Genomic DNA, 24,196 nt, shown 5'->3' on the forward strand with positions numbered 1-24,196 from the left:
CATGCCCATTGCCAACGACTTGCGCCAGCGCCTGTACCCGCAACTGCCGGCGATTGCCGAACACTTCGGCACGCCGTTTCACCTGTACGACGAAACGGGCATCCGCGCCACCGTGGCCGGCCTGCACGCCGCCTTTGCCGGAGTGGCCGGATTCAAGGAGTATTACGCCGTCAAGGCGCTGCCCAACCCGCGCATCCTGGCGCTGCTGCGCGAGCTGGGCTGCGGCTTCGATTGCAGCTCCATCGCCGAGCTGGTGCTGGCCCGCCAGGCGGGGGCACGCGGCGAGGAGATCATGTTCACCTCCAACAACACCTCGCCCGAGGAATTTGCCGTGGCCGCGCAGGACGGCGGCTGCATCCTGAACCTGGACGACATCAGCCTGGTCGCCAAGGTGCCGCAGATGCCCGAGCTGGTGTGCTTCCGCTACAACCCCGGGGCCGAGCGCAGCGGCAACAGCATCATCGGCACCCCGCTGGAAGCCAAGTACGGCGTGCCGCACCACCAGTTGCTGGACGCCTTTCGCGCCGCCCAGGCGCGAGGGGCGCGGCGCTTTGGCCTGCACACCATGCTGGCCTCGAACGAGCGCGACCACCGCTACATGGTGCAGACGGTGGAGATGCTGCTGTCCGTCGCCGCCTGGGTGCAAACCGAGCTGGGCATCCGCCTGGAGTTCCTCAACATGGGCGGCGGTCTGGGCATCCCCTACCAGCCCGACGACGAAGCCTTCGACGTCGCCGCCCTGGGCCAACAGGCGCAGGCGCTGCTGGAAGACTTCCGCACCCGCCACGACCATGCGCCTGCCCTGCACATGGAAAGCGGGCGCTACGTCACCGGCCCGCACGGCGTGCTGGTGACCCGCGCCATCAACCGCAAGGACAGCTACCGCACCTACATCGGCGTGGACGCCTGCATGTCCGCCCTGATGCGCCCCGGCATGTACGGCGCCTACCACCACATCGACGTAGTCGGCAAGGCTGCCAGCACCGCAGATGCGCCGGTGGACGTGGTCGGCTCGCTGTGCGAGAACAACGACAAGTTCGCCGTGCAGCGCCCCCTGCCGCCGGTGGAAGACGGCGACCTGCTGGTCATCCACGACACCGGGGCGCACGGCCACGCCATGGGCTTCAACTACAACGGCAAACTGCGCCCGCAGGAACTGTTGCTGCGCAGCGACGGCAGCGTCGCCCGCATCCGCCGCGCCGAGACGTTGCAGGACTACTTCGCCACGCTGGACTTCGCAGCGCAGGAGTGGCAGCCATGACCCACCCGCGCCCGCATCCCCGCCAAAGCGCCATTGCCGCCGTGCTGGGCGTCACGCCGCCGTTTGCCAGCGCCGCCGCGCTGGCGGCGGAGGTGCTGCGGCGGCAGGTCTTCATCGAAGACACGCTGCACGCCAGCGGCCTGACCACCCTGGTGCTGGGCATCAGCGGCGGCGTCGATTCGCTGGTGGCCGGGCGGCTGGCGCAACGGGCCGTGCAGGCGCTGCGTGACCGCACCGGGGATGGCCGCTACCGCTTCATCGCCATGCGCCTGCCCTACGGCACGCAGCACGACGAGGCCGACGCCCGCGCCGCCCTGGCCTTCATCCGCGCCGACGAGGAATGCACCGCCCCCATCCAGGACGCCGTGCAGGCCCTGGCCACGCAGCTGCCCCAACTGCTGGCCCTGCCCGCCGCGCGGTGCGACTTCGTGCTGGGCAACGTCAAGGCCCGCACGCGCATGGTGGCGCAGTACGCCCTGGCCAACGCCACGGGCGGGCTGGTCATCGGCACCGACCACGCCGCCGAGGCGGTGATGGGCTTCTTCACCAAATTCGGCGACGGCGCCTGCGATCTGGCACCTTTGAGCGGCCTGGTCAAAGGCCAGGTGCGGGCGATGGCCGCCCACCTGGGCGCCCCCACCGAACTGGTCTACAAAACCCCCACCGCCGATCTGGAAGACCTCGCCCCGGGCCGCCCGGACGAAGCCGCCTATGGCGTCAGCTACGAACAGATCGACGCCTTCCTGCACGGCCAGCCGGTCCATGCCGAGGCCTTCCAGCGCATCGTCGCCGCCTACGAAGCCAGCGGGCACAAACGCGCCCTGCCCCTCACGCCATGACAGCCATGACCGCCACGCACACCACGACTTCCCGCCGCCCGCCCCTGCACCCACCCTTGCCCTTCACCAAAATGCACGGCCTGGGCAACGATTTCATGGTGCTGGACGCCACGCGCCAGCCCATCGCCCTGCGGCCCGAGGACATCCGCGCCATGGCCGACCGGCATTTCGGCGTCGGCTTCGACCAGTTGCTGGTGGTCGAGCCGGGGCCGAGCGCCGACGTGGACTTCGGCTACCGCATCTTCAACGCCGATGGCTCCGAGGTCGAACAATGCGGCAACGGCGCCCGCTGCTTTGCCCGCTTCGTCCACGACCAGCGGCTGACGGACAAACGCCGCATCCGCGTGCAGACCTGCGCCGGAACCATCGTGCTGCACGTCACCGACACGGGCAACGTGCAGGTAGACATGGGCATGCCGCGCTGCTCGCCACAGGAAATTCCCTTCACCGCCCCGGCCCCCGCGCTGCTCTACCCTGTCGCCGTGGGCGATAAGACCGTCGAACTGGCGGTGGTGAACATGGGCAACCCGCACGCCGTGCTGCGCGTGGCCGACGTGGACAGCGCCCCCGTCGCCACGCTGGGGCCGCTGCTGGAATCGCACCCGCGCTTTCCCGCCCGGGTGAACGTCGGCTTCATGCAGGTGCTGGCTCCCGACCGCATCCGCCTGCGCGTCTACGAACGCGGCACGGGCGAAACCCTGGCCTGCGGCACCGGCGCCTGCGCCGCCGTGGTGGCCGGCCAGCGCCTGGGCTGGCTGGGCCGGCAGGTCACGGTGCTGCTGCCCGGCGGCCCGTTGCAGATCGATTGGCAGGGCGAAGGCCACAACGTCCACATGCAAGGCCCGGCCACGCGGGTCTACGAAGGGCTGTGGCATTGGCCCGAAATGCCGCCCGCTATGTAGAAGAACCCGGCAGGAACACAGCAAAAAGCCCTGAAGTGAAAACACTTCAGGACTTTGCATATGGTGCGGCTGGCAGGAATCGAACCCACGACCCCTTGGTTCGTAGCCAAGTACTCTATCCAGCTGAGCTACAGCCGCACGAAAAAACCAGTCACTGGCGGAGAGGGAGGGATTCGAACCCTCGGTGAGGTTGCCCCCACGCCTGATTTCGAGTCAGGTACATTCGACCACTCTGCCACCTCTCCGCATCGTGGAATCTGCAATTATAGCTTTATTTTTGCGGCTTCCCGAAAAAAATTCACACTGCCAGGCGTTCCAGCCCGCCCATGTAGGGGCGCAGGGCTTCGGGGATGGTCACGCTGCCGTCGGCCTGCTGGTAGTTTTCCAGCACGGCCACCAGGCAGCGGCCCACGGCCAGGCCGGAGCCGTTCAGGGTGTGTACCAGCTCGTTCTTGCCCTTGGCGTTCTTGAAACGCGCCTGCAGGCGGCGGGCCTGAAAGTCTTCGCAGTTGGAGATGGAGCTGATTTCGCGGTACTTGCCCTGGCCGGGCAGCCACACTTCCAGGTCGTAGGTCTTGGCAGCGCCAAAGCCCATGTCGCCGGTACACAGGCTCATCACACGGTAGGGCAGGCCCAGTTTTTGCAGGATGGCTTCGGCGTGGCCGGTCATTTCCTCCAGCGCGGCGTAGCTGTTCTCGGGGTGGACGATCTGCACCATTTCCACCTTGTCGAACTGGTGCTGGCGGATCATGCCGCGCGTGTCACGCCCGTAGCTGCCCGCTTCGGAGCGGAAGCACGGCGTATGCGCGGTCAGGCGGATGGGTAGTTCGGCCTCGGCCACCACTTCGTCGCGCACGAAGTTGGTCAGCGGCACTTCGCTGGTGGGGATGAGGTACAGCGCCGAGTGGTCGGGCACCGGCTCGCCGTCCTGCCCGCCCTTCTTGGCGGCGAACAGGTCTTCCTCGAACTTGGGCAACTGGCCCGTGCCCTTGAGGGAATCGGCATTCACGGCGTAGGGCACGTAGCACTCGGTGTAGCCGTGCTGCTGGGTCTGCACGTCCAGCATGAATTGCGCCAGGGCGCGGTGCAGGCGGGCGATGCCGCCCTGCATGACGGTAAAGCGGGCGCCCGAAAGCTTGACGCCCATGTCGAAGTCCAGCCCCAGCGGCGTGCCCACGTCCACGTGGTCCTTGGCCTCGAAGTCGAAGCTGCGCGGCGTGCCCCAACGGCGCACTTCCACGTTGTCGTCTTCGCCCGCGCCGACGGGCACGCTGGCGTGCGGCAGGTTGGGCACGGCCAGCAGCAGGGCAGCCAGTTCGGCCTGGAGGGCTTCCAGGCGCTGGGCCGAGGCGTCCAGCTCGTCCTTGAAGGCGGCAACCTGGGCCTTGGCGGCTTCGGCGGCGTCCTTCTCGCCCTTGCCCATCAACATGCCGATCTGTTTGGAGAGCTGGTTGCGCTGGGCTTGCAGCTCCTCGGTGCGGGTTTGCAGGGTCTTGCGTTCGGCTTCCAGGGTGCGGAAAGCCTCGACGTTCAGATAGGGCTGGGGATTTTTACGGGTGGCAAGACGCACCAGGACGCTGTCCAGGTCTTTGCGCAGCAGCAGGATGTCTAGCATGGCAGGATTCTTCAAAAGCAGGCCGCACGGCGGCAAACCGCCGATTGTGCCGCTGATTTGCCATCCATTGCCAACGACAGCAGGCCTTCCCGGACGGCTCTGCGGCTACCATCGGCGCCACAGGAGGCACGCCATGTTCTACGTCTTCAACACCAACGGTCCGATGTTCGAGGGCAGCCACGAGCGCCTGAGCCAGATTGCCGCCGTGCGCGGCGTGGCCCGGCCAGCAGCGCTGCGCTCGAACACCGCCGACATCCGGGAGCGCGAAGCCCGCCATCCCGCTACCGATATCGCTGACCCCAACGCCCAGCGCCAGACGGCCCAATTGCGCAGCGCCTATGGTCAGGACGCCCCCAAGGAGCGCCACCGCCTGGAGCTGGTGGCCGACGTGATGACCCGGGGCGCCCTGACCGTCCACCCGGAAATGAGCGTGGCCGCCGCCTGGGACATCCTGAGCCAGCACCAGGTGGGCCAGGTGCCGGTGGTCAATGCCAGCGACCGCGTGGTCGGCCTGCTGCTGCGTGCCGACATGGCCCCACCGTCGCTGGCCCGCAGCCCCAGCCCGGCGATGGCGCAGCGGCGCGTGGCCGATGTCATGGTGACGCCGGTGCCCGCCGTCTCGGAGGACACGGCCCTGCGCCGCCTGGCGTATGTGCTGATGGACACCGGCCTGCCCGGCCTGCCGGTGACCGATGCGCAGGGCACGCTGTCCGGCTTTGTCAGCCGCACCGACATCCTGCGGGCCGTGGCCGCCGACCCGCCGCTGGACATGTGGGGATAGGAATAAAAAAGAGAAGCTTCTTCCGCTTATGAATAAAGGGTTTCAGATACAAATCTATCTGAAAACCTTTTAAATTCTGCGGGAGTAGCTACTTTTTTATTTATGCTCGCGGAAACTCTCTAAACTTGTATACAAATAATGCGTGCAAATTGGCCGCTATCCTTGGCGGGACAAGGAGATACCGCCATGAGTTTTCACCCCCTGACCAACCACCCCGAAGAAGCCGCCGTGCGCGAACCGCTGGAGCTGTACCTGCGCGGCCATGCCGAAGACGATGCTGCGCACATGCGTGCTGCCTTCCTGCCCGGCGCCCGGCTGGAAAGCATGCGTGACGGTGTGCTGATTTCGTGGGAGCTGGATTTTTACTGCCAGCGCTTCAAGAACCAGCCTGCCGCCGATGAAGCCCAGCGCCGCCGGCGCATCGACAGCCTGGACATCGTCGGCACGGCCGCCATGGCCAAGATCACGCTGGAGCATGGCTTTGCCACCTTTACCGACTATTTCGTGCTGCTGAAAACCGAACAGGGCTGGAAGATCGCCAACAAGGCCTTCCACGCTCAACCCAGGGCTTGAGCCACGCAGCGCCTGCCCAGGCCGATAAAAAAATGCCCGACGTCTTTTGCGTCGGGCATTTTTTTGGGCGAGGAGGTCATGCGGACGGCGCCAGCTTGCCCGCCAGCCCGGAGCGCTCCAGCAGCGACTGCACGGGCGGCTGCATGTCCCGCAGCGCCAGATGGGCGCCGCGCTGTGCCAGGGTCTTGTGCAGTTGCTCCAGTGCATCCACCCCGGTCGTGTCCAGGGCAAACAGGGCGGCCATGTCCAGCGTCAGGGTGCTGCCGGCGGGCACGGCCTGGGCGGCTTCCATGAGTACGTCGAGCTTGTCCGTGGCGCCGAAGAACAGCGCCCCGTGCAGCCGCCAGTGCAGGCCGTCGGCGCTGGTGGCATGAACCTTGAACAGCGTGGCCATGCGCCGCACGAACAGTACGCAGGCCAGCACCAGGCCCACTTCCACCGCCACCATCAGGTCGAATACCACGGTCAGGAAGAAGGTGCCCAGCAGCAGCAGGCGGTAGTGGTTGCTGAACTGGCGCAGGCGGACGAACTCGTGCCATTCGCCCATGTTCCAGGCGACGAACAGCAAAATCCCCGCCAGCACGGCCAGCGGCACATGCACTGCCAGCGGCGCGGCCAGCAGCACGATCAGCATCAGCATCAGCGAATGCACCAGGCCGGAAACGGGCGAGGTGGCCCCCGAGCGCAAATTCGTCACCGTGCGGGCGATGGTGCCGGTGACCGGCATCCCGCCGAGGAAGGGCACGACAAAATTGGCCGCGCCCTGCGCCAGCAGTTCCTGGTTGGGGTCGTGCTTGCGGTGGCTGGGGGCGGTGGCCAGCTGATCGGCCACGCGGGCGCACAGCAGCGATTCGATGGCCCCCAGCGCGGCGATGGTGATGGTCGGCATCAGCAGGCGCCGGGCGCTGTCCCAAGACAGTTCGGGCCATACCAAAGCGGGCAGCTCCTGCGGAATACCGCCAAAGCGGCTGCCGATGGTTTCCACCGGCAGCTTCAGGAAATAGGACAGCGCCGTCAGCGCCACCAGGGCCACCACGGGCGCGGGCAGGCGGGCGAAGGTGCGCACCGTCACTCCGTCCAGGCGCTGGATGGGCGACTTCTGGTGCAGCAGGTAAGGCCAGACGAACAGCAGGGCCACGCAGCCCAGGCTCAGGGCCAGCGCCGTCGGGCTCCACTGCGGCAAATGGCCGCCGATGGCCTGCATCTGGCCGAAAAAGTCGCCTGGCATCTTGGCAATGGGCAGGCCCAGCGCATCCTTGAGCTGGGAGATGGCGATCAGCACGGCAATGCCGTTGGTAAAGCCGATGATGATGCTCACCGGCACGAAGCGCACCAGATTGCCCAGGCGCAGCATTCCCATCAGCATCAATAGCACCCCCGCGCCGCAGGTGGCGATCAGCAGGCCGCCCACGCCGTGGCGCTGCACGATGCCGTAGACGATGACGATGAACGCCCCCGCCGGCCCGGCGATCTGCACGTTCGAGCCGCCCAGCAAGGCGACCAAGGCCCCGCCGATGATGGCCGTCCATAGCCCCGCCTGCGGCGGCAGGCCGCTGGCAATCGCAAAGGCCATCGCCAGCGGTAAGGCCACCACGCCGACAGTGGCGCCGGCGCCCAGGTCGCCAATCAGGCGCTGGCGGTTGTAGTTTTCCAGGCTGGTAACGATGCGGGGACGAAAGTGCATAGAAGTGATCCCGGGTTTGACAGGCGTCAACCCTTCATGCTGACAAAAAGCTTACAAGCCATAATGTTGCTGGCATGGCATCGGGCAACGCACGCAGCAACTCTGTGGCAACTGCCCATTATCGCGCTGACCACGGCGGCTACCGTTTGGTCGGAAAGGAGGTGGAATGAACGACGCAATGGCTTGGCCGATGGGCCACACCGCCCCCAGGCATCACAGTGCCGCGCCGCACCTGGCGTGCGCCGCCTTCAGCCCCGTGCAGCAAACCTTGCTCATTCCCCTGGTGGCCCGCGCCCTGGGCGGGGCGCTTTACCCGGGCCATGCCTGCGGCGACGTGCAGGCCAGCCGCCTGCTGCAAACCCTGGACATCGACGGCCAGACTTACCTGGCCGACCGCGCTACCGTTCTCAACGTGCTGTGGCGCACGCGCCTGATACGCGATCTGGCGCAGGCTTTTTTTGCCGCCCACCCCGACGCCTGGGGGCTGAACCTGGGCTGCGGCCTGTCGCACTACTTCCAGTGGCTGGACAACGGCAGCAACACCTGGATGGATGCCGATCTGCCCGAAGTCATGGCGTTGCGCAAAAAACTCCTGCCCGCCCAGCCGCCGCGCCTGCGGGCCGCGACGGTTGATCTGCAAACCGCCGATTGGTGGCAGCGCCTGCGCCAGCCCAGGCGGGCACTGGCGCAACCGCTCTTCGTGCTGTGCGAAGGCGTGCTGATGTACTTCCAGCCCGATGAGGTGCGGGCTGTGCTGCAGCGGTTTGCCGAGGTGGCACCGTCCGGCTCGGTACTGGTGCTGGACACCATGGCGCGGTGTGCCGTCGGCCAGGCCCGGTGGCACGCCAGCGTCGGGCACACGCAGGCCCAATTCCATTGGGGTATCGGCCAGATGCAGGAGCTGACGGCCTGCCACCCGCGCCTGCAATTGCGCCAGTCGCACAGCGTGGCCCCCAGCCACGGCTGGATGGGCGTGGCCATGGAGGCGATGTGGAACCCCTGGGGCCAGAACGCCCCGCTGTACGGGCTGGCCGAACTGGTGGTGCAGTAATCACTATCGTTACCGGCCTGCCGAGTCGGTAGCGCAGGCGAGGCACAATCGCAGCTTTGCCTTTTCCGGGTGCCCCGATGATTGTTCGTCCCCCCTTGCACTGGCTGCGCATGTTGTTTGTCCTGCGTGGCTCGGTTCTGCCCATCATCGCCCCGCGGCTGGCTGCCACAACGCTGTTTGCCGTACTCGTCACCGTGTTGCACGGGCAGGTGCTGGCCTGGAAGGTGTCGCTGAACTTCGTGCCGTTTTCGCTCATGGGGTTGTCGCTGGCGATTTTTCTGGGCTTTCGCAACAGCACCAGCTACGCCCGTTACTGGGAGGCCCGCACCCTGTGGGGCACGGTGCTGAACGCGGCCCGTTCGCTCACGCGCCAGGCGCTGTCGCTGACCAGCGACCCCGCGCAGGCCCAGCCGCTGGCGCTCAAGCTGTGCGCATTCACCCATGCGCTCAAGCACCAGTTGCGCGGCACCGATGGGCAGGCCGACATGGCCCGCTTTCTGACCCCGGTGGAATGCCAGCGCGTGGCCCAGGCCCAATTCAAACCTGCGCTGCTGCTACTGATGGCCAGCGAGTGGCTGCGCGACCGGCTGGCCGCAGGCCAGATACCGGCCCCTGTGGTTCCGGCGTTGGAAACCTCGCTGGAGCAGTTGGGGACGGCTTTGGGCGGCTGCGAGCGCATCGCCAGCACGCCGATACCGTTTACTTACGCCGTCATCCTGCACCGCAGCATCTATCTCTACTGCTTCTGGCTGCCGTTTGGCCTGCTGGATACGATCGGCTGGATGACGCCGGTCATCGTCTGCTTTATCGCCTACACCTTCTTCGCCCTGGAGGCGCTGGGTGCCGAGATCGAAAACCCGTTCGACGAGGATGCGAACGACCTGGCGCTCAACGCCATGTCCCACACCATCGAAGCCTCGGTGCTGGAACTGGTCGGCGAGTCGCCCCGCACCGCTACCCCGCAGGCACGAGACTACGTGCTGCTTTGAGCGGGCCGGCTATGCCAGCCAGCCGTGCTGGCGGGCAAAGTCGAGCAGCTTTGCGTTGAAGTGGGCATAGCCCTCGGCATTGGCGTGAACCTGGTCGGAGCGCCATTGGGGCTTGGAAAGCACTTCGGCCCAGGCCCCTTCCAGCAGGGGTAGTTGCAGTTCCTTGGCTAGGGTGGCGTACAGCGGGTGGTCGCTCAGGCTCCCGGTGCCCGCAGCGATCAGGGAAAACTGCGGCACTGCCACCAGCAGCACCTGGGCGCCGCTGTCTTTGGCCTGCTGGCAGATGCGGCGGATATTGGCTTGCGCCGCATCGGCGCTCATCTGGCGCAGAAAATCGTTGCCGCCAATGCTGACCACCACCAGGGCGGGGGCGTGTTCCTCCAGCAGATCGGGCAGTCGGTCGAGTGCCTGGGCGCTGGTGTCGCCCGAAATGCCCGCGTTGATCACGTCCCAGCCCGTGCGCTCGGCCAGTAAGGTGGGCCAGGCCTCACCGGCCTTGGCACCGACCCCCTGGGTGAGCGAGTCGCCCAGGGCCAGTACCGTGGCCTCGGCAGGCAGTGCCTGGGCCTTGGGCTGGCGTTTGCCGCAAGCGGCCAGCGCAATGGCCGCAGTGCTGGCCAGAAGAAGGCGGCGGCGGTGCAAAAGCGTGGGCAACGTCATGTGTCGGACTCCTGAAAGCAAAGTGGTGGCTAACTGACCGTAATGGTTTTGCTGGCCGACAGGGTGGCGCCCTGGTCGTCTTGCCAGAACAGGTGCAACGGGCCGCTGCGGCGGGCCTTGAAGGTAAATTCGATATACGGATTCTGGGCAATCGACGTGCCTGGGTCCCAGACAAAGATCAGCGCATCGCCCAGCTTGGCCTCGAAGTGGTTCAGGATGTGGCGCGGGCGGAGCTGGCCCGTGGCAGGGTCGGTACGCAGCCCCGTTTCCATCGGGTGTTCGATCTGCGCACGCACGCGCAGAATTTCGCCCGCCTTGGGGTTTTCGTTGCTGACCCAGACGCGGGGCGGTTTGTTCATGCTCATCTCGGACTGGCCTCCTTACATTCCGCAGCCGCTGGCGGCCACGGTGATGGTTTGTTTGCCCGCCAGGACCTTGCCGCTTTTCATGCGGGCCAGGACGTGGACGGCCTGGGACTGGCTCAGGCGGATGCGCACCGCCGCTTCTGCCGTGCCGGTGTCGGCGGTAAAGCGGACGCGGCAGGCCAGTGGAATCGGGTTGAGTTCGGCCAGCACCATCAGTTCTTCGCACCAGTCCTGGTCGGTGATGGGCAGGGTCACTTGCGCCTTGATCGGCACCGCGCTGGGGTTGTCGGCCAGCACGGGGATGTCCAGTTGCAGCCCTTCGGCCTGGGGCGTGGCGCTGCCGATGAACTGTGCCAGGGCCTGCTTGAAGGCCGCCGGGTCGGGGGCCAGCGGGCCGACCAGCGCAATCCGGGCCGGTGCCTGCGCCAGCGCCACGCCGGGCAGGGCCAGCGTGGCGGCAGCGGCACCGACCACCGCGCGGCGGGTGATACGAGGGGAAGAAGGTGTCATATCGCTTGCAATGGTGGGTGCGGCTGGGGTTTTCAGATGCCCAGGAAGTCGCTGAAACGGCTGTTGATCCAGGCGAAGTCCTCCTTGACCAGATCGCTGCTGCGCACGTCCATGTCGATCTGCGTCTGGATGACCTTGCCGGTCGGGTCTACTTCGTACTCGAACTTCACCGAGATTTCTTCCTGCGGGTCGCCATTGACCATCATGTAGCACAGGTTGTCGGGCAGCAGCGGGGTGACTTCCTTGCCGGCGACGCGCTGGGCGATGTTCTTGGCCACGATGCGGCCAATGTAGTTGGCGACGTGGGCGCTCTTGGGATAGTGGCCGAACTGGTCGGAGATGGCGCCCATCAGGTCGCCGACGAAGTACACGCTGTCATCGCCGTTGGCGGTGAAATAGCGCACGTTCATGTCGGCCCAGCCGGTGGGCTTGCCCTCGGGGGTCTTGCCGATCAGGTCGGCGGCCCAGACCATCTCGGCGGCCTGGTGCGGGGGCATGAGGATGGCATCGTCGAAATCGAATTCCCCGGCAGAGGTCTTGATCTTTTTCTTGAACGGATCCAGCTCCTGCACCCGGGCATTGGGCACGTGGGTGATGATGTCCGGGTACAGCTCCTCGAAGGCCTGCTTGTAGCCTACGCCGATGGGGGCGATTTTCGGCTTGGGGTCGAGGATGAGGATCTTGCCCGGAATCTTGTTCTTCTTGATGTGCCAGGCGATCAGGCAGGCCCGTTCGTAGGGCGAAGGCGGGCAGCGGTGCGGCGGCGGCGGCAGGGTCATGACCAGCGTGCCGCCCTTGAAGTTTTTCACCTTGCGCTTGAGCGCCAGCATCTCCTGGTTGGGGATGTAGGCGTTGGGGAAGTGCTTGCGCGTGTAGTCGATGGCCTTCTGGTCGTTGCCGAACCAGGCTTCGTAATCGTTGCGGATACCGCCGGACAGAATCAGATAGTCATACTCGACCAGGCCGTGGGCGGTGCGCACCAGCTTCTTGTCGCGCTCGAAGCCGGTCACTTCGGTTTGCAGCAACTGGTAGCCGTACTTGTTGGCCGGGTGCAGCATGTCGTGGTTGATGAAATCGGTGTTCACGATGTCGATCAGCCACTTGTTGCTCATGGGGCCGGACCAGAACGTGGGGTTGCGTTCCAGCAGCACCACGTCGGAATCGGGAATCAGCTCGCGCAGATAGCGTGCCGCCGTCATCCCGCCCCAGCCGCCGCCGCAGATCACGATGCGCGGCTTTTTGCCCTGGCGCGGCAGGATGCGTGACTGCGGGGTCATGATGGTGGGGGCGGCCAGGGTGGCGATCGGGGCCGTGGCGGCGGCTGCGCCCAGCGCCAGGGCCGGCGGGGTCATCAGAAAGTGACGGCGTTGCATGGTCATACTTCTTCCTTGTAGCGGGGTATGGGTTTTTCCAGGCGACAAGCCGGTGCGTGCAGGCGTTGGCGCAAAGCTTGCGCCAGCAAGGTGTGCAAAGGGGTATCCGGCCAGACCATGTGGAACATCGTCCTTGCGTGCAGTGCGTTCCCCTCTTGGCCGCGACGCGGCACAAGCAGAGCTGTCAGCCGGGGATTCTAGGGCACGCTAAAGACCGAGGCGTTCGCGCGTTTGGCCCATTTCGTAGCGCAGCCAGTCGAGGAACAGCAAGCGCCGTGTATCGCCAGTGAAGGGGGTTGGCGACAGCAGTACGTACTCGGAACCGTCGTGGGTGAAGCCGAAGGGCGCAGCCAGCCGTCCACCCTGTACGTCGTCCTCCACCATGTAGGCCGAACCGACGGCAGTGCCAAGTCCCGCCGCCGCCGCTTGCAGGCATAAGTAGAAGTGTTCGAAGTATTCGCCCGCCAGGGGCTGACCTGCTGGCAGGATATGTCCGCAGGAAGCCAGCCAATGCGACCAAGCAGTGGGCCGGGTGCGAGTGTGCAATATTTTTGTGGGGCGGCCCGATGCCTGCCAATCGGCTGTCGCGCCGGGGTGGCACACCGGCCCCATCAGCTCGGGAGCCACGCGCTCTGTATGCCAGCCGGGGTGCCAGGGAAAGTCGTTGCGCCGCAGTGCTACATCCACGCGGTCGCGTGCGAAATCCACCGGGCCGCCCGCTGTCAGCAGGTGCAATTGCTGTGTAGGAAAGCGCGTTCGGAAGTCGGGTAGCCGGGGAATCAGCCAACGCATGGCGATGGTGGGTTCGCAGGACAGCACCAGCGGTGCCTGCGTCGGCGGTGTGCGCAAGCGGTCAATGGCCTGCGTCAGTTGCGCCATGACATCGGCACACACCGTAAACAGCTCGGTGCCTTGCCGGGTCAGGAAAACTGCACGGTTGCGCCGCTCGAACAACGGCATCCCCAGTTGATCTTCCAGCAGCCGTATCTGGCGGCTGACAGCACCGTGCGTGACATGCAGCTCACCCGCCGCACGCACAAAGCTGCCATGACGGGCCGCAGCCTCAAAGACCCGCAGAGCGTTGAGCGGCGGAAGCCTCGGGAAAGGTGAGTTTTCTTGACACATTGGTGTAAGCATAAATCGTTTTTCAGAAGTCAAGAATTGCAGAAAAATTCATTCCTAGCGAATTGGAAAAATTATCTTGGTTTGAAAGGAAAAATTTAATGAAGATAACTTCATCGGAAATATTTATGACTGCACATACATATCATCATTTTTCCCGAGTGTTTTTTCATGCTTGAAATCATTGCTGTAGTAACGATAACCATTTTTGCCGTTATTAGCCCAGGGGCGGATTTCGCGATGGTCACGCGCAATAGCCTGCTGTATGGACGCAGGGCGGGTTTGCTCACTTCTGCGGGTATTGCTACTGGTGTGCAGTTGCATGTGTTGTATTCAATGCTTGGCGTAGCGCTGCTATTGCGTAGTTCTCCCGGGTGGTTCTGGGCGATCAAACTGGCAGGTGCGGCGTATCTTGTATATGTGGGCTGGCAGACTTTCGTAAGTCGTATATCTCCCGGTGCCATAAATGGAAATGCGTGGGATGCTGGAATCCCTGCCCGGACAGCGTTCAAAGCGGGATTCTTTACCAATGCGCTGAATCCAAAGACAACGCTGTTTGTCGTCAGTGTCTATGCACAGGCTGTGGGGCCGGATACTCCTGTGGCACAGCAGATTGCATATGGCCTTTTCATGTCATTGGCGCATCTGCTGTGGTTCAGTGGTGTATCGATTTTTCTGTCCGATATGCGTTTGCGAACTCGATTGCTGAAACATCAAGTGTTGCTAAACCGCTGTATTGGTGTCGTGCTGGTTGGCCTTGGTCTGGCGCTGGCCTTCGGGTCATCGGGGGAGTAGTTATTCCGGTCGCCCACTCATACGCTGAGGTTTTGGCTTTGCGCCCGTAGCGCCGCCCAGGTTCCCAGCACAATTCCCGCCACAGCGGGCAGCGTGGCCCAGGCCAGGGTGGTGATGCCGGTCAGCACCTGCCCGATGGAGCAGCCCACCGCCAGCAGGCCGCCAAAGCCCATCAGCAGGCCACCGATGGCGCTTTTGGCCAGCTGGGCCGGGTTGTCGAAGCCTTCCCAGTGGGCCGTGCCGGTGGCGATGGCGGTCACCGCCGCCCCCGCCAGCACGCCCAGTACCATCGCCGAGGCGGGACTCCACGCCCGGCCCACGGCCACTTGCAGGTACAGCAGGCTTTCGGCCATGGGGGCGATGAAACTCAGCGACGTCAGTTTGGCCGGCTCGAACGGATCGACTTCCACGGTGGCGCTGATCCACCAGCCCACCGCCACCAAAGCGCCAATCACCAAAGCCGACAGCCACTGTGCGGGACTGTGGCGCAAGGCCGGGTGGCGCAAAGCGTAAGCCGCCAGCAGCAGTGCAGGAACGATAGCTAGCACCGCATATGCAGTAAGCGCTGAGAGGCCATTTGCCATTAAATCTTGCTGCGCTGTGGCATGTTCCAGCGTCACCGGGGCCACGCCTTGCAGCCACTGGCGCAGCGGCGCCAGCACCCCGGTGGCGCTGGCCTGTGCCCCCAGGGCCAGAAACACCACGGTGACCAGCGCCCGCAGATTGCCCCCCGCCAGCAGCACCAGTGAGCGTGCCCCGCAGGCATTCGCCAGCACCATGCCCAGGGCAAAAATCACCCCGCCCAGAAATACCCCCAGCGGGGAGAAGCCGGGCCGCACGATCTGCGCCTGCCCCAAATCGACCCAGCCCAGCCACTGCAAGCCTTGCGAGGCCAGCAGGGCCACGGCCAGCGCCAGCGCGAAGGCTTGCAGTGCCGGGGCGTGCCCGCGCGGCTCGTTGCGGTCGTGCCCCATGCCCTGGCGCACGCCGCGCAGCAGGCAAAAGCGCCCCCAGCGGGCGGCGCAGCCAAAGGCGGCGCCCCAGAGAAAACTGGCCCACAGCAGCGTCATGCTCAAGCGCCCCAGATATCGGTGCTGATGGCCCGGTACCAGGCCGCGCCGTAAATGGCCTCGGCCTTGCGGAACCCGGCATCGGCCTGCACGGGGCTGACGCCGCCGGAGCCGGGCATCTCGACCAGCTTGCTCGCCTGCGCCTGGTACACGCCGGTGACCGAGATGCCGTAGTCCGTGCCCACCAGGCTGTAGCAGGTGTTGGCCAGGGACGCGGTGGGCAGCGGCTGGCCCGTCAGTTCGGCGGCAATGGCCGCAGCGGCCAGCTTGCCCTGGGTATTGGCGGCAAAGCCGGACTTGGGCATGGGGGCGGCAATCGTCGCATCGCCCAGCACATGCACGTGCGGCACCTGGGTGGAGGCAAAACTTTCGGGCCGGATGGGTACCCAGCCGCTGGCATCCGTCACCCCGGCGCGGTCGGCGATGAAGCCTGCCTTCTGCGGCGGAATCACGTTCAGCACGCTGGCCTGGTGGCGGGTGCCGAAGGCCGTTTCCACCACGCGCTGGCGGGCATCCACGCGCACCACCTGGCCGTCGTCGGACTGCTTGACCCATTCGATCATGTCGCCGTACAGCGCCTTGTAGCCTTGCAGGAACAGCCCTTGCTTGGAGAAAGCGTCCTTGTTGTCCAGCAGCAGGATTTTGGATTTGGGTTTGTGCTGCTGGAAGTAGTGCGCCACCATCGCCGCCCGTTCGTAGGGGCCGGGCGGGCAGCGGAAGGGGTTGGCGGGAATCACCATCACAAAGGTGCCGCCGTCCTCCATCGCCTCCATCTGCTGGCGCAGCAGCCGGGTCTGGGGGCCGGCCTTCCAGGCGTGCGGGGCCAGTCGGGCGGTGGCTTCGTCGTAGCCTTCCAGCGCATTCCAGCGCATGTCCACGCCGGGGGACAGCACCAGCTTGTCGTAATGCAGCGTCTGGCCGCTGGACAGGCGCACGCTGCGGGCGCTGGCATCCACATCTTCGGCGCGGGCATGGATGACTTCCACCCCCGCCTTGCGCAGCCCGTCATAGCCGTGGCCGATGCTCTCGAACGAGCGCAGGCCCGCCAGGTACAGGTTGGAGAAGGGGCAGGTGTAGAAGCGCTCGGCTGGCTCCACCAGCGTCACGCGCACCTGGGGTGCTTGCGCCTTCAGATAGCGTGCAGCGGTTGCGCCGCCAAAACCGCCGCCAACCACCACCACATGGGCGGAGCCGGCCTGGGCACGGACGATGGACGGCAGGGCCAGCGCTGCAGCCCCGGCCAGGGCGCTGCTCAGAACAGTGCGGCGTTGCAGGCTCATGGCTGCACCTCCTGGCTGAACCAGGCGGCCAGCGCCTGGATCTGGGCATCGTCATAGCCCTGCATCAGCCGGTTCATGATGGTCGCATCGGCGGCGCGGTTGGCCTTGAAAGCCTGCATCCGCTGGAGCAAATGGCCTGCATCCTGCCCGCGCAGGGTGGGAATGCCGCCGGTGGACTGGCCCTTCGGCCCGTGGCAGTTGGCGCAGGTGCCGGCCAGCACGGCCACGTCCTGAATCGTCAGTGTGGAAGCGGCCAGGGCCGTGGGCGCCTGGGCGGCCGCCGCCAGGGGGGCGGTCAGCGCCAGCGCCAGCCATGCGGCGGGTCGTGGGGCAAGGGTCATGCGTCTCTCTCCTATGGGGCCATCGGGGCAGGGCGGATTCTAAGGAGCGCCTTGCAACCATAGGTAAGAAGGTTCTGCCCCCCGCGCATATCGACGGGTGGGGACGCCGCCACTCCCATCAGCGCATCAATAGGCCACCGTGAACCGCTGCCGGACATGCAGGCCCTGGTCCAGGGCATCGGTCAGCGCCACCGCCAGGTCGGCGGCGGAAATATCGCCCGGCTGGCCATCGGCCTGCATCAGCGGCTCGTCCCGGCCCGTGCGGTATTGGCCCGTGCGGCCCCGGGCCTGGGCGGCCGAACCGGGATGGAAGCCGATCGCGGGACTGAGCAGTGTCCATTCCAGCGTGTTTTCTGTTTGCAGTTCGGTATACATATCGCGGGCAGCCAGCGCCCCGGGCTTGATGGCGGCAGGAAATTCCGGGCTGTCCACCAGCTGCTGGCCGTTGACGTACAGGCTGCCCGCGCCGCCGACGACCAGGTAGCGCTGGATGCCCGCTGCCTTGGTGGCCTGGACGATGGCGCGTGCGCCCTGCATGAAGTCGTCGTAGATGCGCGGATTCGTCCAGCCGGCGTTATAGGCGCTGACCACCGCATCGCAGCCGGCCACGGCCTGTTCCACCTCGTCGGCATTCAGCACGTCGGCCTGGGCCACGGACAGGCGGGGCTGGGCGGCAATTTTCTCGGGATGGCGTGCCAGGGCCACGACTTCGTGGCCGCGTGACAGCAATTCCTTCAGTACGGCAGCGCCGACAAAGCCTGTGGCGCCGATCAGTGCGATTTTCATGGTTTCTCCTTCAGGGTAGATCAATGTTTGACAAGCGTAGAACCTGTTCACGCTCTTTTCCTGGTGCCCGTTGCCCCACCAAGACGGCAGATGCAAGGCGCAAACCGCAGACGCCCTGGTGGGGCGGCGAGGATTTGCAACGCCGCAGATGCTGTCTTGGTGGGGCAACCCTTCGGGCAAGGCAGCCAACCGCCGCACTCGTCGTTGCGCACCTTGACCAGGCCACCAGCCTGGCCTGCGGCACACGCCTAGATTGCGGCGGTTGGCTGCCTTGCGGGCACCAGGAAAAGAGCGTGAACAGGTCCTTAGTCTAGGTATTTCATAATCTAACGAATAGAGGACTTTTTTTGCTAATACTTTGAAGCTGTGCTTCACGATCAACGATGGACGATTTCAAACGCATGGCGGTGTTCGCTGCCGTGGTCGAGCAGGGTTCGATGACGGCCGCAGGCCGGGCACTGGGCCTGAGCGCGTCGGCGGTGAGCCAACAGATTCGCCAGCTCGAAGCGGCGGGGGGCGTGACCTTGCTCACGCGATCGACACGCCAGTTGTCGCTGACCGATGCGGGGCAGCGCTTCTACGAACAATGCGCGGCCATGACCCAGGCGGCGGCGTGGGCGCGGGCCGAACTGGCTGCCGCCCGCGACGAGCCGGGCGGCGAATTGCGCGTGGCGACGGTGGTGGGCTTTGCCCGTCACATCGCACCTGCGCTGGGGGGCTGGCTGGCCGCCCATCCACAGTTGCGGCTGCATATGGCGGTGGACGATGCGCCCATCGACCTGATCCAAAGCCGCATCGATCTGGCGATCCGCTTTGGCCGGTTGCCCGACTCCAATTGGGCGGCCAAACGCCTGGGGGCCACGCCGTGGTGGCTGTGCGCGGCGCCGACCTGGCTGGCCGGGCGAGCGGCCGATGCGCTGTCGCCTGCGCAGTTGCTGGCGGGCGACTGGCTGGATTTGGTGCATGCGGGCGATACCGTCCGCACCATCCATGCCAGCCGGGGCGCACAGGCGCAGGCATGGCAGCCGCAGATGCGCATCACCAGCAACAACCAGTTGTCCATCCAGCAGATGTGCGAGGCCGGGCTGGGCGTGGCGCTGCTCACCGGCCTGGATGCCGCCGAGGCCGTAGCCACAGGCCGCCTGGCGCGGCTGCTGCCGGACTGGGGTTTCGGCACCCTGGACATCTGGGCCGTCACCCCCCAGCGGGCGACCCAGCCCGCCAAGGTGCGGCAGGCCATTGCGGCGCTGCAAGCCTATCTGGGCCAGTTGCCTGGCGTGGTGGACGCGGCGCAGCCGTGACCGGCCAAACCACGCTGGCGATGCCGCTGAAGACGGTGCGCAGGAGGGGGCGTCCGGCTGTTGGCGGGGCTAAATCATTTTTTGCAGATGGGTTTTCAACATCTGCAGGGGCACGAAACTCAGGTCGTACATGGCGCTCAGGCCCTGCGCTTGCTCTTCGTTCAAATCGGTGCAGCACAGGATGAAACGGCTTTTGGGCAGGCCAAGGCGTTTGTTCAGGCGCACGTATTTGTCGATGTCGCGGCGGAATTCTCCGGTCTTGCATTCGATGCAAATCGGCTCTTGCCCCTCGGGTTGCAGCAGCACGTCCAGCTCATGCAGATCCTCGTTGGGGAAGGTGACTTTCACGCCCCGGGCGTAGGACAGGGCCACGGAGCGGCGCTCGCGGGCCGAGAGGGCCTGCATCAAGGCATACCACTCCAGCCAGCCGCCTTCAAAAAACTGGCGAACCGCCGGTGCCGTCTGGAGCGTCAGGCGGACGATTTTTTCCGGTTTCTGGTAGTGGTAGCGGGCAAAAAAGGTGTGTTCGTACAGGCTGCGGCAAAACCTGGTGATGGTTTGCCCGTCTTTTTGCGAGAGCTTGCCCAGTTCCAGATTCACGTTGGTGTAGCTCTTGCGGTACGAGTAGCGCACGCGGTCGAGCAGATCGGCAAACAGCAGGTAGTCGTCGCCCAGCTCGGCAGCGGCCTCATCGAAAAAACCGCTGGTATCGGCAGCGCTGGGGTCGATGGTGGCCTGGATGTTCTTTTGTGCAAACCATTGGGCCAGCGCGGTGTGCGGGGCGGTGGCCGGTGTGGCATCCAGGGTCGGGAAAGCCGATGCTGCCGATGCTGTTGCCGCACCGGGCGCAGCCGCTTGCGGGGCTGCGGCAGGAATCGGGGTGGTGGCTTGCTGTGCTTGCAGCGCCTTGAAGTCGCGCGTTACCGTGGCCAGACGCTTGATCAGTTCTTCGACAAAAAACACCGTGCCATACACCGTGCTGGGCGTGCCGCAGCGCCCGCAAGCGGTGGGGGTATTGACGGGGGTTTGCGTGTCTTCGCAGACAAAACCGCATTTGTTGCAACGGTAGATGGGCATGGGGATGGACGGTCTAACCTGGAAATATTAAAAAAGAAGCTCTTCCCGCTTATGAATAAAGGATTTCAATATGAAAACCATCTGAATCCCTTTATCCATAAGCCAAAGAAGCTAGCTAAATATCCATTCACCGCTTCCGATGAATGGAAATCGTCGGTGCCTTGGCCGCCTGCTCCGTACTCGCCAGCGCCACCTGCACAGCCACATCCCGGGCCAGCTTCTTGTAGATAGCCGCCACCTCGCTCTCCGGCGCGGCCACCACGGTAGGCTTGCCGCTGTCCGCCTGCTCGCGGATTTGCAGCGACAGCGGCAGCGACCCGAGGAAGTGCAGCCCCTTGTCCCGGGCCAACGCCTTGCCCCCGTCCTGGCCGAAGATATGCTCGATATGGCCGCAATTGCTGCACACGTGCATGGCCATGTTTTCCACCAGCCCCAGGATGGGCACGCTCACCTTCTCGAACATCTGGATGCCTTTGCGGGCATCGGACAGGGCGATGTCCTGCGGCGTGGTGACGATGACCGCACCGGTGACGGGAATGCGCTGGCTCATGGTCAGCTGGATGTCGCCCGTGCCGGGCGGCAGGTCGATGACGAGGTAGTCCAGGTCTTTCCAGTGCGTCTGGCGCAGCATCTGCTCCAACGCCTGCACGGCCATGGGGCCGCGCCAGATCATGGCCTGGTCGGGGTTGTCCAGCAGGAAGCCGATGGACATGAGCTGCACGCCGTAGCTCTCCAGCGGCTCCATGGTCTTGCCGTCGTGGCTCTCGGGCTTCTGGCCGGTGACGCCGAACATCAGCGGCTGGCTGGGGCCGTAGATGTCGGCATCCAGCACGCCGACGCGGGCGCCTTCGGCAGCCAGCGCCAGGGCCAGGTTGGCGCTGGTGGTGCTTTTGCCCACGCCGCCCTTGCCCGAAGCCACGGCAATGATGTTTTTCACCCCCGGGAGCAACTGCACCCCCGGCTGCACGGCGTGCGAGTGCACCTGCCAGGACACGTTGGCGCTGACGTTCTGCACCCCGGCCACGGTGCGGGCCGCGGCAATCAGTTGCTGGCGCAAGGCAGCAGTGAGGCTTTGCGCCGGGTAGCCCAGCACCACGTCAAAGGCGACGTCGCCGCCCTGGATGCTGAGGTTGGCGGGCACCAGCGCTGCGCCGGTGTGCGGATCGGTGACGCCAGCCAGAGCGGCCAGCAGGTCGTGTTCAAGAATGGGCATGGTCGGAGGTCAATGCAAAAAAACAACGGCCCGAAGTCTAAGCCCCCCCGATAGCCCCTGGGGATGCTCTGCACGAATCGCGCAGCCAAGTGGGTGCTGCGGATCGGGATGGGCTGCAAGACGCAAACCACAGCAATAGCGGTGCTATTGCGAGGATTTGCAACGCCGCAGACGGCCCGAGGCCGCAGATACCCACGGCGCGATGATTCGTGCAGAGCATCCCTAGAGGGCTGTGCGCTTAACACCAATCGGCATGCAGGCCCCGATAGGCGCCTGTTAGCATCGGCGGTTACTATTTTTTTCACCTCTGCATCCTGCTCATCCCCGGCGCTGCCATGCTCACTCCTGTGCCCTGCCACCTTCGTCCCCTGGCTCTGGCCCTGCTGTGCTGTGGAGCCACCGCCATCCACGCCGCCACCCCGACGCTGGAGGATGTGCAGCAACTGCTGGAGCTGTCGCTGGAAGACCTGCTGGCCACTCCGGTGATCACCGCCTCGCGCCAGAGCGAAACGCGCGACCAGACGCCCGCGCACATCATGGTGTTCACCCGCGAGCAAATCCGCCAGCGGCGCTACCAGAACCTGGCCGACCTGCTGGAAGACCTGCCGGGCGTGAACCTCCAGCGCGGCACCAAATCCTCGCAATTCAACCAGTTCACCGTCCAGGGCTACCTGGGGCCGAACAAGCTGCTGGTGATGCTGGACGGCATCCGCATCGGCCAGCCCAGCGGCGGCAACTTCCCCGTCGCACAAAACCTGGCGCTGTACCAGGCCAAGCAGGTCGAAGTGCTGTTTGGCCCGGCGGCGGCGCTGTACGGGGCCGATGCCGTGGCCGGGGTGGTGAACATCGTCACCGACAACACGGCCACCGCCGCCGCCCAGGGGGCCACGGGCACCGTCTCGGTCGGCACGGGACGCTTCGGCAGCCGCGAAGCCTCGTTCTTCACCAGCGCCAGAATCAATGACCGCCTGGGCATCAGCGTGGGCGGGCACAGCCAGCACTCCGACCGCGCCCCTCTGGCCGATTTTTACCCCCGGTATTTTCAAAAGGTCGATGGCGAATTTGACAAGAAAACCATCCTGCCCGCCGCCAGCCGCGAGGACTACGCCGGCGGCATCCGCAGCCACAGCCTGTTTGCCCGCCTGGACCTAGGCGAGCAACTTACCGCCGGTTTTTACCGCTACCGCTTCAACAGCCTGACCAGCACGGGCGACCCCTATGCCATGGCCCGCTACGACAGCGGCGCCCAGTGGCAAACCACCAACGATACGGTCTATGCCCGCTACCACCACCGCCTGAGCGCGAACCTACGGGGCACGCTCACCATCGACCACGGGGCAATGGAAGTCGATCCCCGCGCCTATTACAACAATGCCTACAACGGCTTTGAAAACGGCTACTCCTACGTACTGAGCAAGCGCACCGGCATCGAGGAAAGCCTGCGCTGGCGCCTGAGCGAGCGCCACCAGATGCAGGCGGGCCTGGGCTGGCAGAAATACTCGGCGATCGAAGCAGCCTCCATGCCCCAGCCGTACGACACCGGCAAGTCCCCCGGCAGCCAGGGCATGACCCATCCCAACACGACCTTGCCTTTTATCGTCCCGGACACGCAGTTTCACAATCTCTCGGCCTATGTTCAGTGGCAGGCACAGTGGAGCAGCAAACTCTCCAGCGTGGCCGGGGTGCGCCTGGACCGCCATTCGGTCTACGGCAGCAGCGTCAATCCCCGGCTGGGGCTGGTCTTCGCACCCGGCAAGACCCACGTCTTCAAAGCCCTGTACGGCGAAGCCTTCCGCGCCCCGTCGCCGGAGGAAAGCCTGAGTGCCATGGGCCGTTTCGACGGCAGCCAGGATGCCGACAACCGCTACATCGGCACCAATTTCCGCGTGGCCAACGACCGCCTGGAGCCGGAAAAAGTCCGCTCCCTCAGCCTGACCTGGGACTGGCGGCCCACGCAGAACCTGAACTTCAGCACCAACCTCTACCACAGCCGCATCAGCAACCTGGTGGTGACCATGCCCACCGCCGATGTCATCACCCCCGACGTCTGGCTCCGGAACCTGGAAACCAAGGACAACGCAGGCCGCCAGCACCAAATGGGGCTGGACGTGAGCGCCCAATGGCGCTTTCGCCTGGGCGCCAACTGGACGGGCGACCTGTGGGGCAGCGCCAGCTGGATACACGGGCGCATCGACAACGGCGATGGCGTGGACTGGCAAATCCCCTACGTGGCCAGCCGCCAGCTGAAATTGGGCACCACTTTTGCCTGGCGCGACCAGTTCAGCCTGACGCCCAAGCTGCGCTGGAGCAGCACCACCACCAATGGCCGCGTGAAAGCCCCGGGCGCACTGCTGCCGCCCGCCGCGTGCAGCACCAACCCCACGGCACCCACGCGTTGCAGCACCCCCGGCGCCACGGTGCTGGATCTGCACCTGGGCTGGCACAAGCTGTTGGACGGCAAGGCCACGCTGTGGCTGGACGTGACCAACGTGCTGGACAAGCGCTACTACGCCGCAGGCGGCGGGGGCCGCATGACCTTCTGGGACATGCCCCAGCAGCCCCGGCGCTGGATGCTGACGCTGGACTACCACTTCTGACGGCGGCCTCC

General features: G+C 65.3%; 23 protein-coding genes and 2 tRNA genes. 10 read left to right on the forward strand and 15 right to left on the reverse strand.

The genetic code is table 11. The features are described 5' to 3' along the window. Position 1: 1 nt before the first annotated feature. From ACFO3A_RS13285 to dapF, 3 genes are read left to right on the forward strand one after another with little or no spacing between them, the layout of a single operon-like run. Complete coding sequence (locus tag ACFO3A_RS13285; protein ID WP_377727226.1) at positions 2-1,261, forward strand: diaminopimelate decarboxylase; 1,260 nt, start codon at positions 2-4, stop codon at positions 1,259-1,261. Next, the gene (gene nadE / locus ACFO3A_RS13290) at positions 1,258-2,100 is read left to right on the forward strand and encodes an ammonia-dependent NAD(+) synthetase (protein WP_377727228.1); all 843 of its coding nucleotides are present in this window, start codon (positions 1,258-1,260) and stop codon (positions 2,098-2,100) included. The genes ACFO3A_RS13285 and nadE overlap by 4 nt, the downstream gene beginning before the upstream one ends. A 5-nt stretch (positions 2,101-2,105) precedes the next feature. Further along, a complete protein-coding gene (gene dapF / locus ACFO3A_RS13295; protein WP_377727300.1) occupies positions 2,106-3,002 on the forward strand; it encodes a diaminopimelate epimerase in 897 nt (298 codons plus the stop codon). Between the two features lie 61 nt (positions 3,003-3,063). Here the strand turns inward: dapF and ACFO3A_RS13300 are convergent. The 3 genes from ACFO3A_RS13300 to serS all read right to left on the reverse strand — a co-directional run bounded on the left by ACFO3A_RS13300 (position 3,064) and on the right by serS (position 4,617). Continuing rightward, a tRNA-Arg gene (locus ACFO3A_RS13300) sits at positions 3,064-3,140 on the reverse strand. 17 nt (positions 3,141-3,157) lie between these two features. Next, positions 3,158-3,247: transfer RNA gene (locus tag ACFO3A_RS13305), tRNA-Ser, on the reverse strand. A gap of 53 nt (positions 3,248-3,300) precedes the next feature. Next, positions 3,301-4,617 carry a serine--tRNA ligase gene (serS, locus tag ACFO3A_RS13310; protein WP_377727231.1) on the reverse strand — a complete coding sequence of 439 codons (1,317 nt, stop codon included), beginning with the start codon at positions 4,615-4,617 and terminating at the stop codon, positions 3,301-3,303. A 133-nt stretch (positions 4,618-4,750) separates the two neighbouring features. On the opposite strand from serS, the gene ACFO3A_RS13315 reads away from it, so the two are divergent. Beyond that, complete coding sequence (locus ACFO3A_RS13315; RefSeq protein ID WP_377727234.1) at positions 4,751-5,398, forward strand: CBS domain-containing protein; 648 nt, start codon at positions 4,751-4,753, stop codon at positions 5,396-5,398. Positions 5,399-5,584: 186 nt separating this feature from the next. Next, positions 5,585-5,971: a nuclear transport factor 2 family protein gene (locus ACFO3A_RS13320; RefSeq protein WP_377727236.1), complete on the forward strand. Its 387-nt coding sequence runs from the start codon at positions 5,585-5,587 to the stop codon at positions 5,969-5,971. 76 nt (positions 5,972-6,047) lie between these two features. Here the strand turns inward: ACFO3A_RS13320 and ACFO3A_RS13325 are convergent, their stop codons facing one another. Next, positions 6,048-7,655 carry a SulP family inorganic anion transporter gene (locus tag ACFO3A_RS13325; RefSeq protein WP_377727238.1) on the reverse strand — a complete coding sequence of 536 codons (1,608 nt, stop codon included), beginning with the start codon at positions 7,653-7,655 and terminating at the stop codon, positions 6,048-6,050. 166 nt (positions 7,656-7,821) lie between these two features. Here ACFO3A_RS13325 and ACFO3A_RS13330 point away from each other — a divergent pair, with 166 nt between their 5' ends. Together ACFO3A_RS13330 and ACFO3A_RS13335 are read left to right on the forward strand one after the other, a co-directional pair. Next, positions 7,822-8,706: a class I SAM-dependent methyltransferase gene (locus ACFO3A_RS13330; RefSeq protein WP_377727240.1), complete on the forward strand. Its 885-nt coding sequence runs from the start codon at positions 7,822-7,824 to the stop codon at positions 8,704-8,706. Between the two features lie 77 nt (positions 8,707-8,783). Further along, complete coding sequence (locus ACFO3A_RS13335) at positions 8,784-9,695, forward strand: bestrophin family protein (protein WP_377727242.1); 912 nt, start codon at positions 8,784-8,786, stop codon at positions 9,693-9,695. A gap of 9 nt (positions 9,696-9,704) precedes the next feature. Here ACFO3A_RS13335 and ACFO3A_RS13340 read toward each other — a convergent pair whose 3' ends face one another. From ACFO3A_RS13340 to ACFO3A_RS13360, 5 genes are all read right to left on the reverse strand, one after another. After that, positions 9,705-10,355 carry a GDSL-type esterase/lipase family protein gene (locus ACFO3A_RS13340; RefSeq protein ID WP_377727244.1) on the reverse strand — a complete coding sequence of 217 codons (651 nt, stop codon included), beginning with the start codon at positions 10,353-10,355 and terminating at the stop codon, positions 9,705-9,707. Positions 10,356-10,384: 29 nt separating this feature from the next. After that, positions 10,385-10,714, reverse strand: coding sequence for a thiosulfate oxidation carrier complex protein SoxZ (soxZ, locus tag ACFO3A_RS13345; protein ID WP_377727302.1), 330 nt, complete (start codon positions 10,712-10,714; stop codon positions 10,385-10,387). Between the two features lie 21 nt (positions 10,715-10,735). Further along, positions 10,736-11,230, reverse strand: coding sequence for a thiosulfate oxidation carrier protein SoxY (locus ACFO3A_RS13350; RefSeq protein WP_377727247.1), 495 nt, complete (start codon positions 11,228-11,230; stop codon positions 10,736-10,738). Between the two features lie 32 nt (positions 11,231-11,262). Further along, a complete protein-coding gene (locus tag ACFO3A_RS13355; protein ID WP_377727304.1) occupies positions 11,263-12,603 on the reverse strand; it encodes an FAD-dependent oxidoreductase in 1,341 nt (446 codons plus the stop codon). Between the two features lie 207 nt (positions 12,604-12,810). Beyond that, positions 12,811-13,740: a LysR family transcriptional regulator gene (locus tag ACFO3A_RS13360; RefSeq protein WP_377727249.1), complete on the reverse strand. Its 930-nt coding sequence runs from the start codon at positions 13,738-13,740 to the stop codon at positions 12,811-12,813. 156 nt (positions 13,741-13,896) lie between these two features. On the opposite strand from ACFO3A_RS13360, the gene ACFO3A_RS13365 reads away from it, so the two are divergent. Next, positions 13,897-14,520 (forward strand): LysE family translocator, encoded by a 624-nt coding sequence (locus tag ACFO3A_RS13365; protein WP_377727251.1) that lies wholly within the window; start codon positions 13,897-13,899, stop codon positions 14,518-14,520. 17 nt (positions 14,521-14,537) lie between these two features. Here ACFO3A_RS13365 and ACFO3A_RS13370 read toward each other — a convergent pair whose 3' ends face one another. The 4 genes from ACFO3A_RS13370 to ACFO3A_RS13385 form a co-directional block, all read right to left on the reverse strand. Further along, the gene (locus tag ACFO3A_RS13370; RefSeq protein WP_377727253.1) at positions 14,538-15,590 is read right to left on the reverse strand and encodes a YeeE/YedE family protein; all 1,053 of its coding nucleotides are present in this window, start codon (positions 15,588-15,590) and stop codon (positions 14,538-14,540) included. Positions 15,591-15,592: 2 nt separating this feature from the next. Further along, the gene (locus tag ACFO3A_RS13375; protein ID WP_377727256.1) at positions 15,593-16,870 is read right to left on the reverse strand and encodes an FCSD flavin-binding domain-containing protein; all 1,278 of its coding nucleotides are present in this window, start codon (positions 16,868-16,870) and stop codon (positions 15,593-15,595) included. Beyond that, positions 16,867-17,211 carry a c-type cytochrome gene (locus tag ACFO3A_RS13380; protein ID WP_377727259.1) on the reverse strand — a complete coding sequence of 115 codons (345 nt, stop codon included), beginning with the start codon at positions 17,209-17,211 and terminating at the stop codon, positions 16,867-16,869. Before ACFO3A_RS13380 ends, ACFO3A_RS13375 begins: the two co-directional genes overlap by 4 nt. A gap of 126 nt (positions 17,212-17,337) precedes the next feature. Then, entirely contained in the window at positions 17,338-17,997 is a 660-nt protein-coding gene (locus ACFO3A_RS13385; protein WP_377727261.1) for an NAD(P)-dependent oxidoreductase, read from the reverse strand. A gap of 383 nt (positions 17,998-18,380) precedes the next feature. Between ACFO3A_RS13385 and ACFO3A_RS13390 the strand changes: the two genes are divergently transcribed. Next, the gene (locus tag ACFO3A_RS13390; protein WP_377727264.1) at positions 18,381-19,298 is read left to right on the forward strand and encodes a LysR family transcriptional regulator; all 918 of its coding nucleotides are present in this window, start codon (positions 18,381-18,383) and stop codon (positions 19,296-19,298) included. Positions 19,299-19,367: 69 nt separating this feature from the next. Here the strand turns inward: ACFO3A_RS13390 and ACFO3A_RS13395 are convergent, their stop codons facing one another. Both ACFO3A_RS13395 and apbC read right to left on the reverse strand, forming a co-directional pair. Further along, a complete protein-coding gene (locus ACFO3A_RS13395) occupies positions 19,368-20,375 on the reverse strand; it encodes a hypothetical protein (protein ID WP_377727270.1) in 1,008 nt (335 codons plus the stop codon). Positions 20,376-20,502: 127 nt separating this feature from the next. Continuing rightward, positions 20,503-21,588, reverse strand: coding sequence for an iron-sulfur cluster carrier protein ApbC (gene apbC / locus ACFO3A_RS13400; RefSeq protein WP_377727272.1), 1,086 nt, complete (start codon positions 21,586-21,588; stop codon positions 20,503-20,505). Between the two features lie 335 nt (positions 21,589-21,923). Here apbC and ACFO3A_RS13405 point away from each other — a divergent pair, with 335 nt between their 5' ends. Further along, positions 21,924-24,185 carry a TonB-dependent receptor plug domain-containing protein gene (locus tag ACFO3A_RS13405; RefSeq protein WP_377727274.1) on the forward strand — a complete coding sequence of 754 codons (2,262 nt, stop codon included), beginning with the start codon at positions 21,924-21,926 and terminating at the stop codon, positions 24,183-24,185. Positions 24,186-24,196: the final 11 nt, after the last annotated feature.

It is taken from the genome of Comamonas nitrativorans (assembly GCF_042654765.1).
GTDB classification, from domain to species: domain Bacteria; phylum Pseudomonadota; class Gammaproteobacteria; order Burkholderiales; family Burkholderiaceae_C; genus Comamonas; species Comamonas nitrativorans.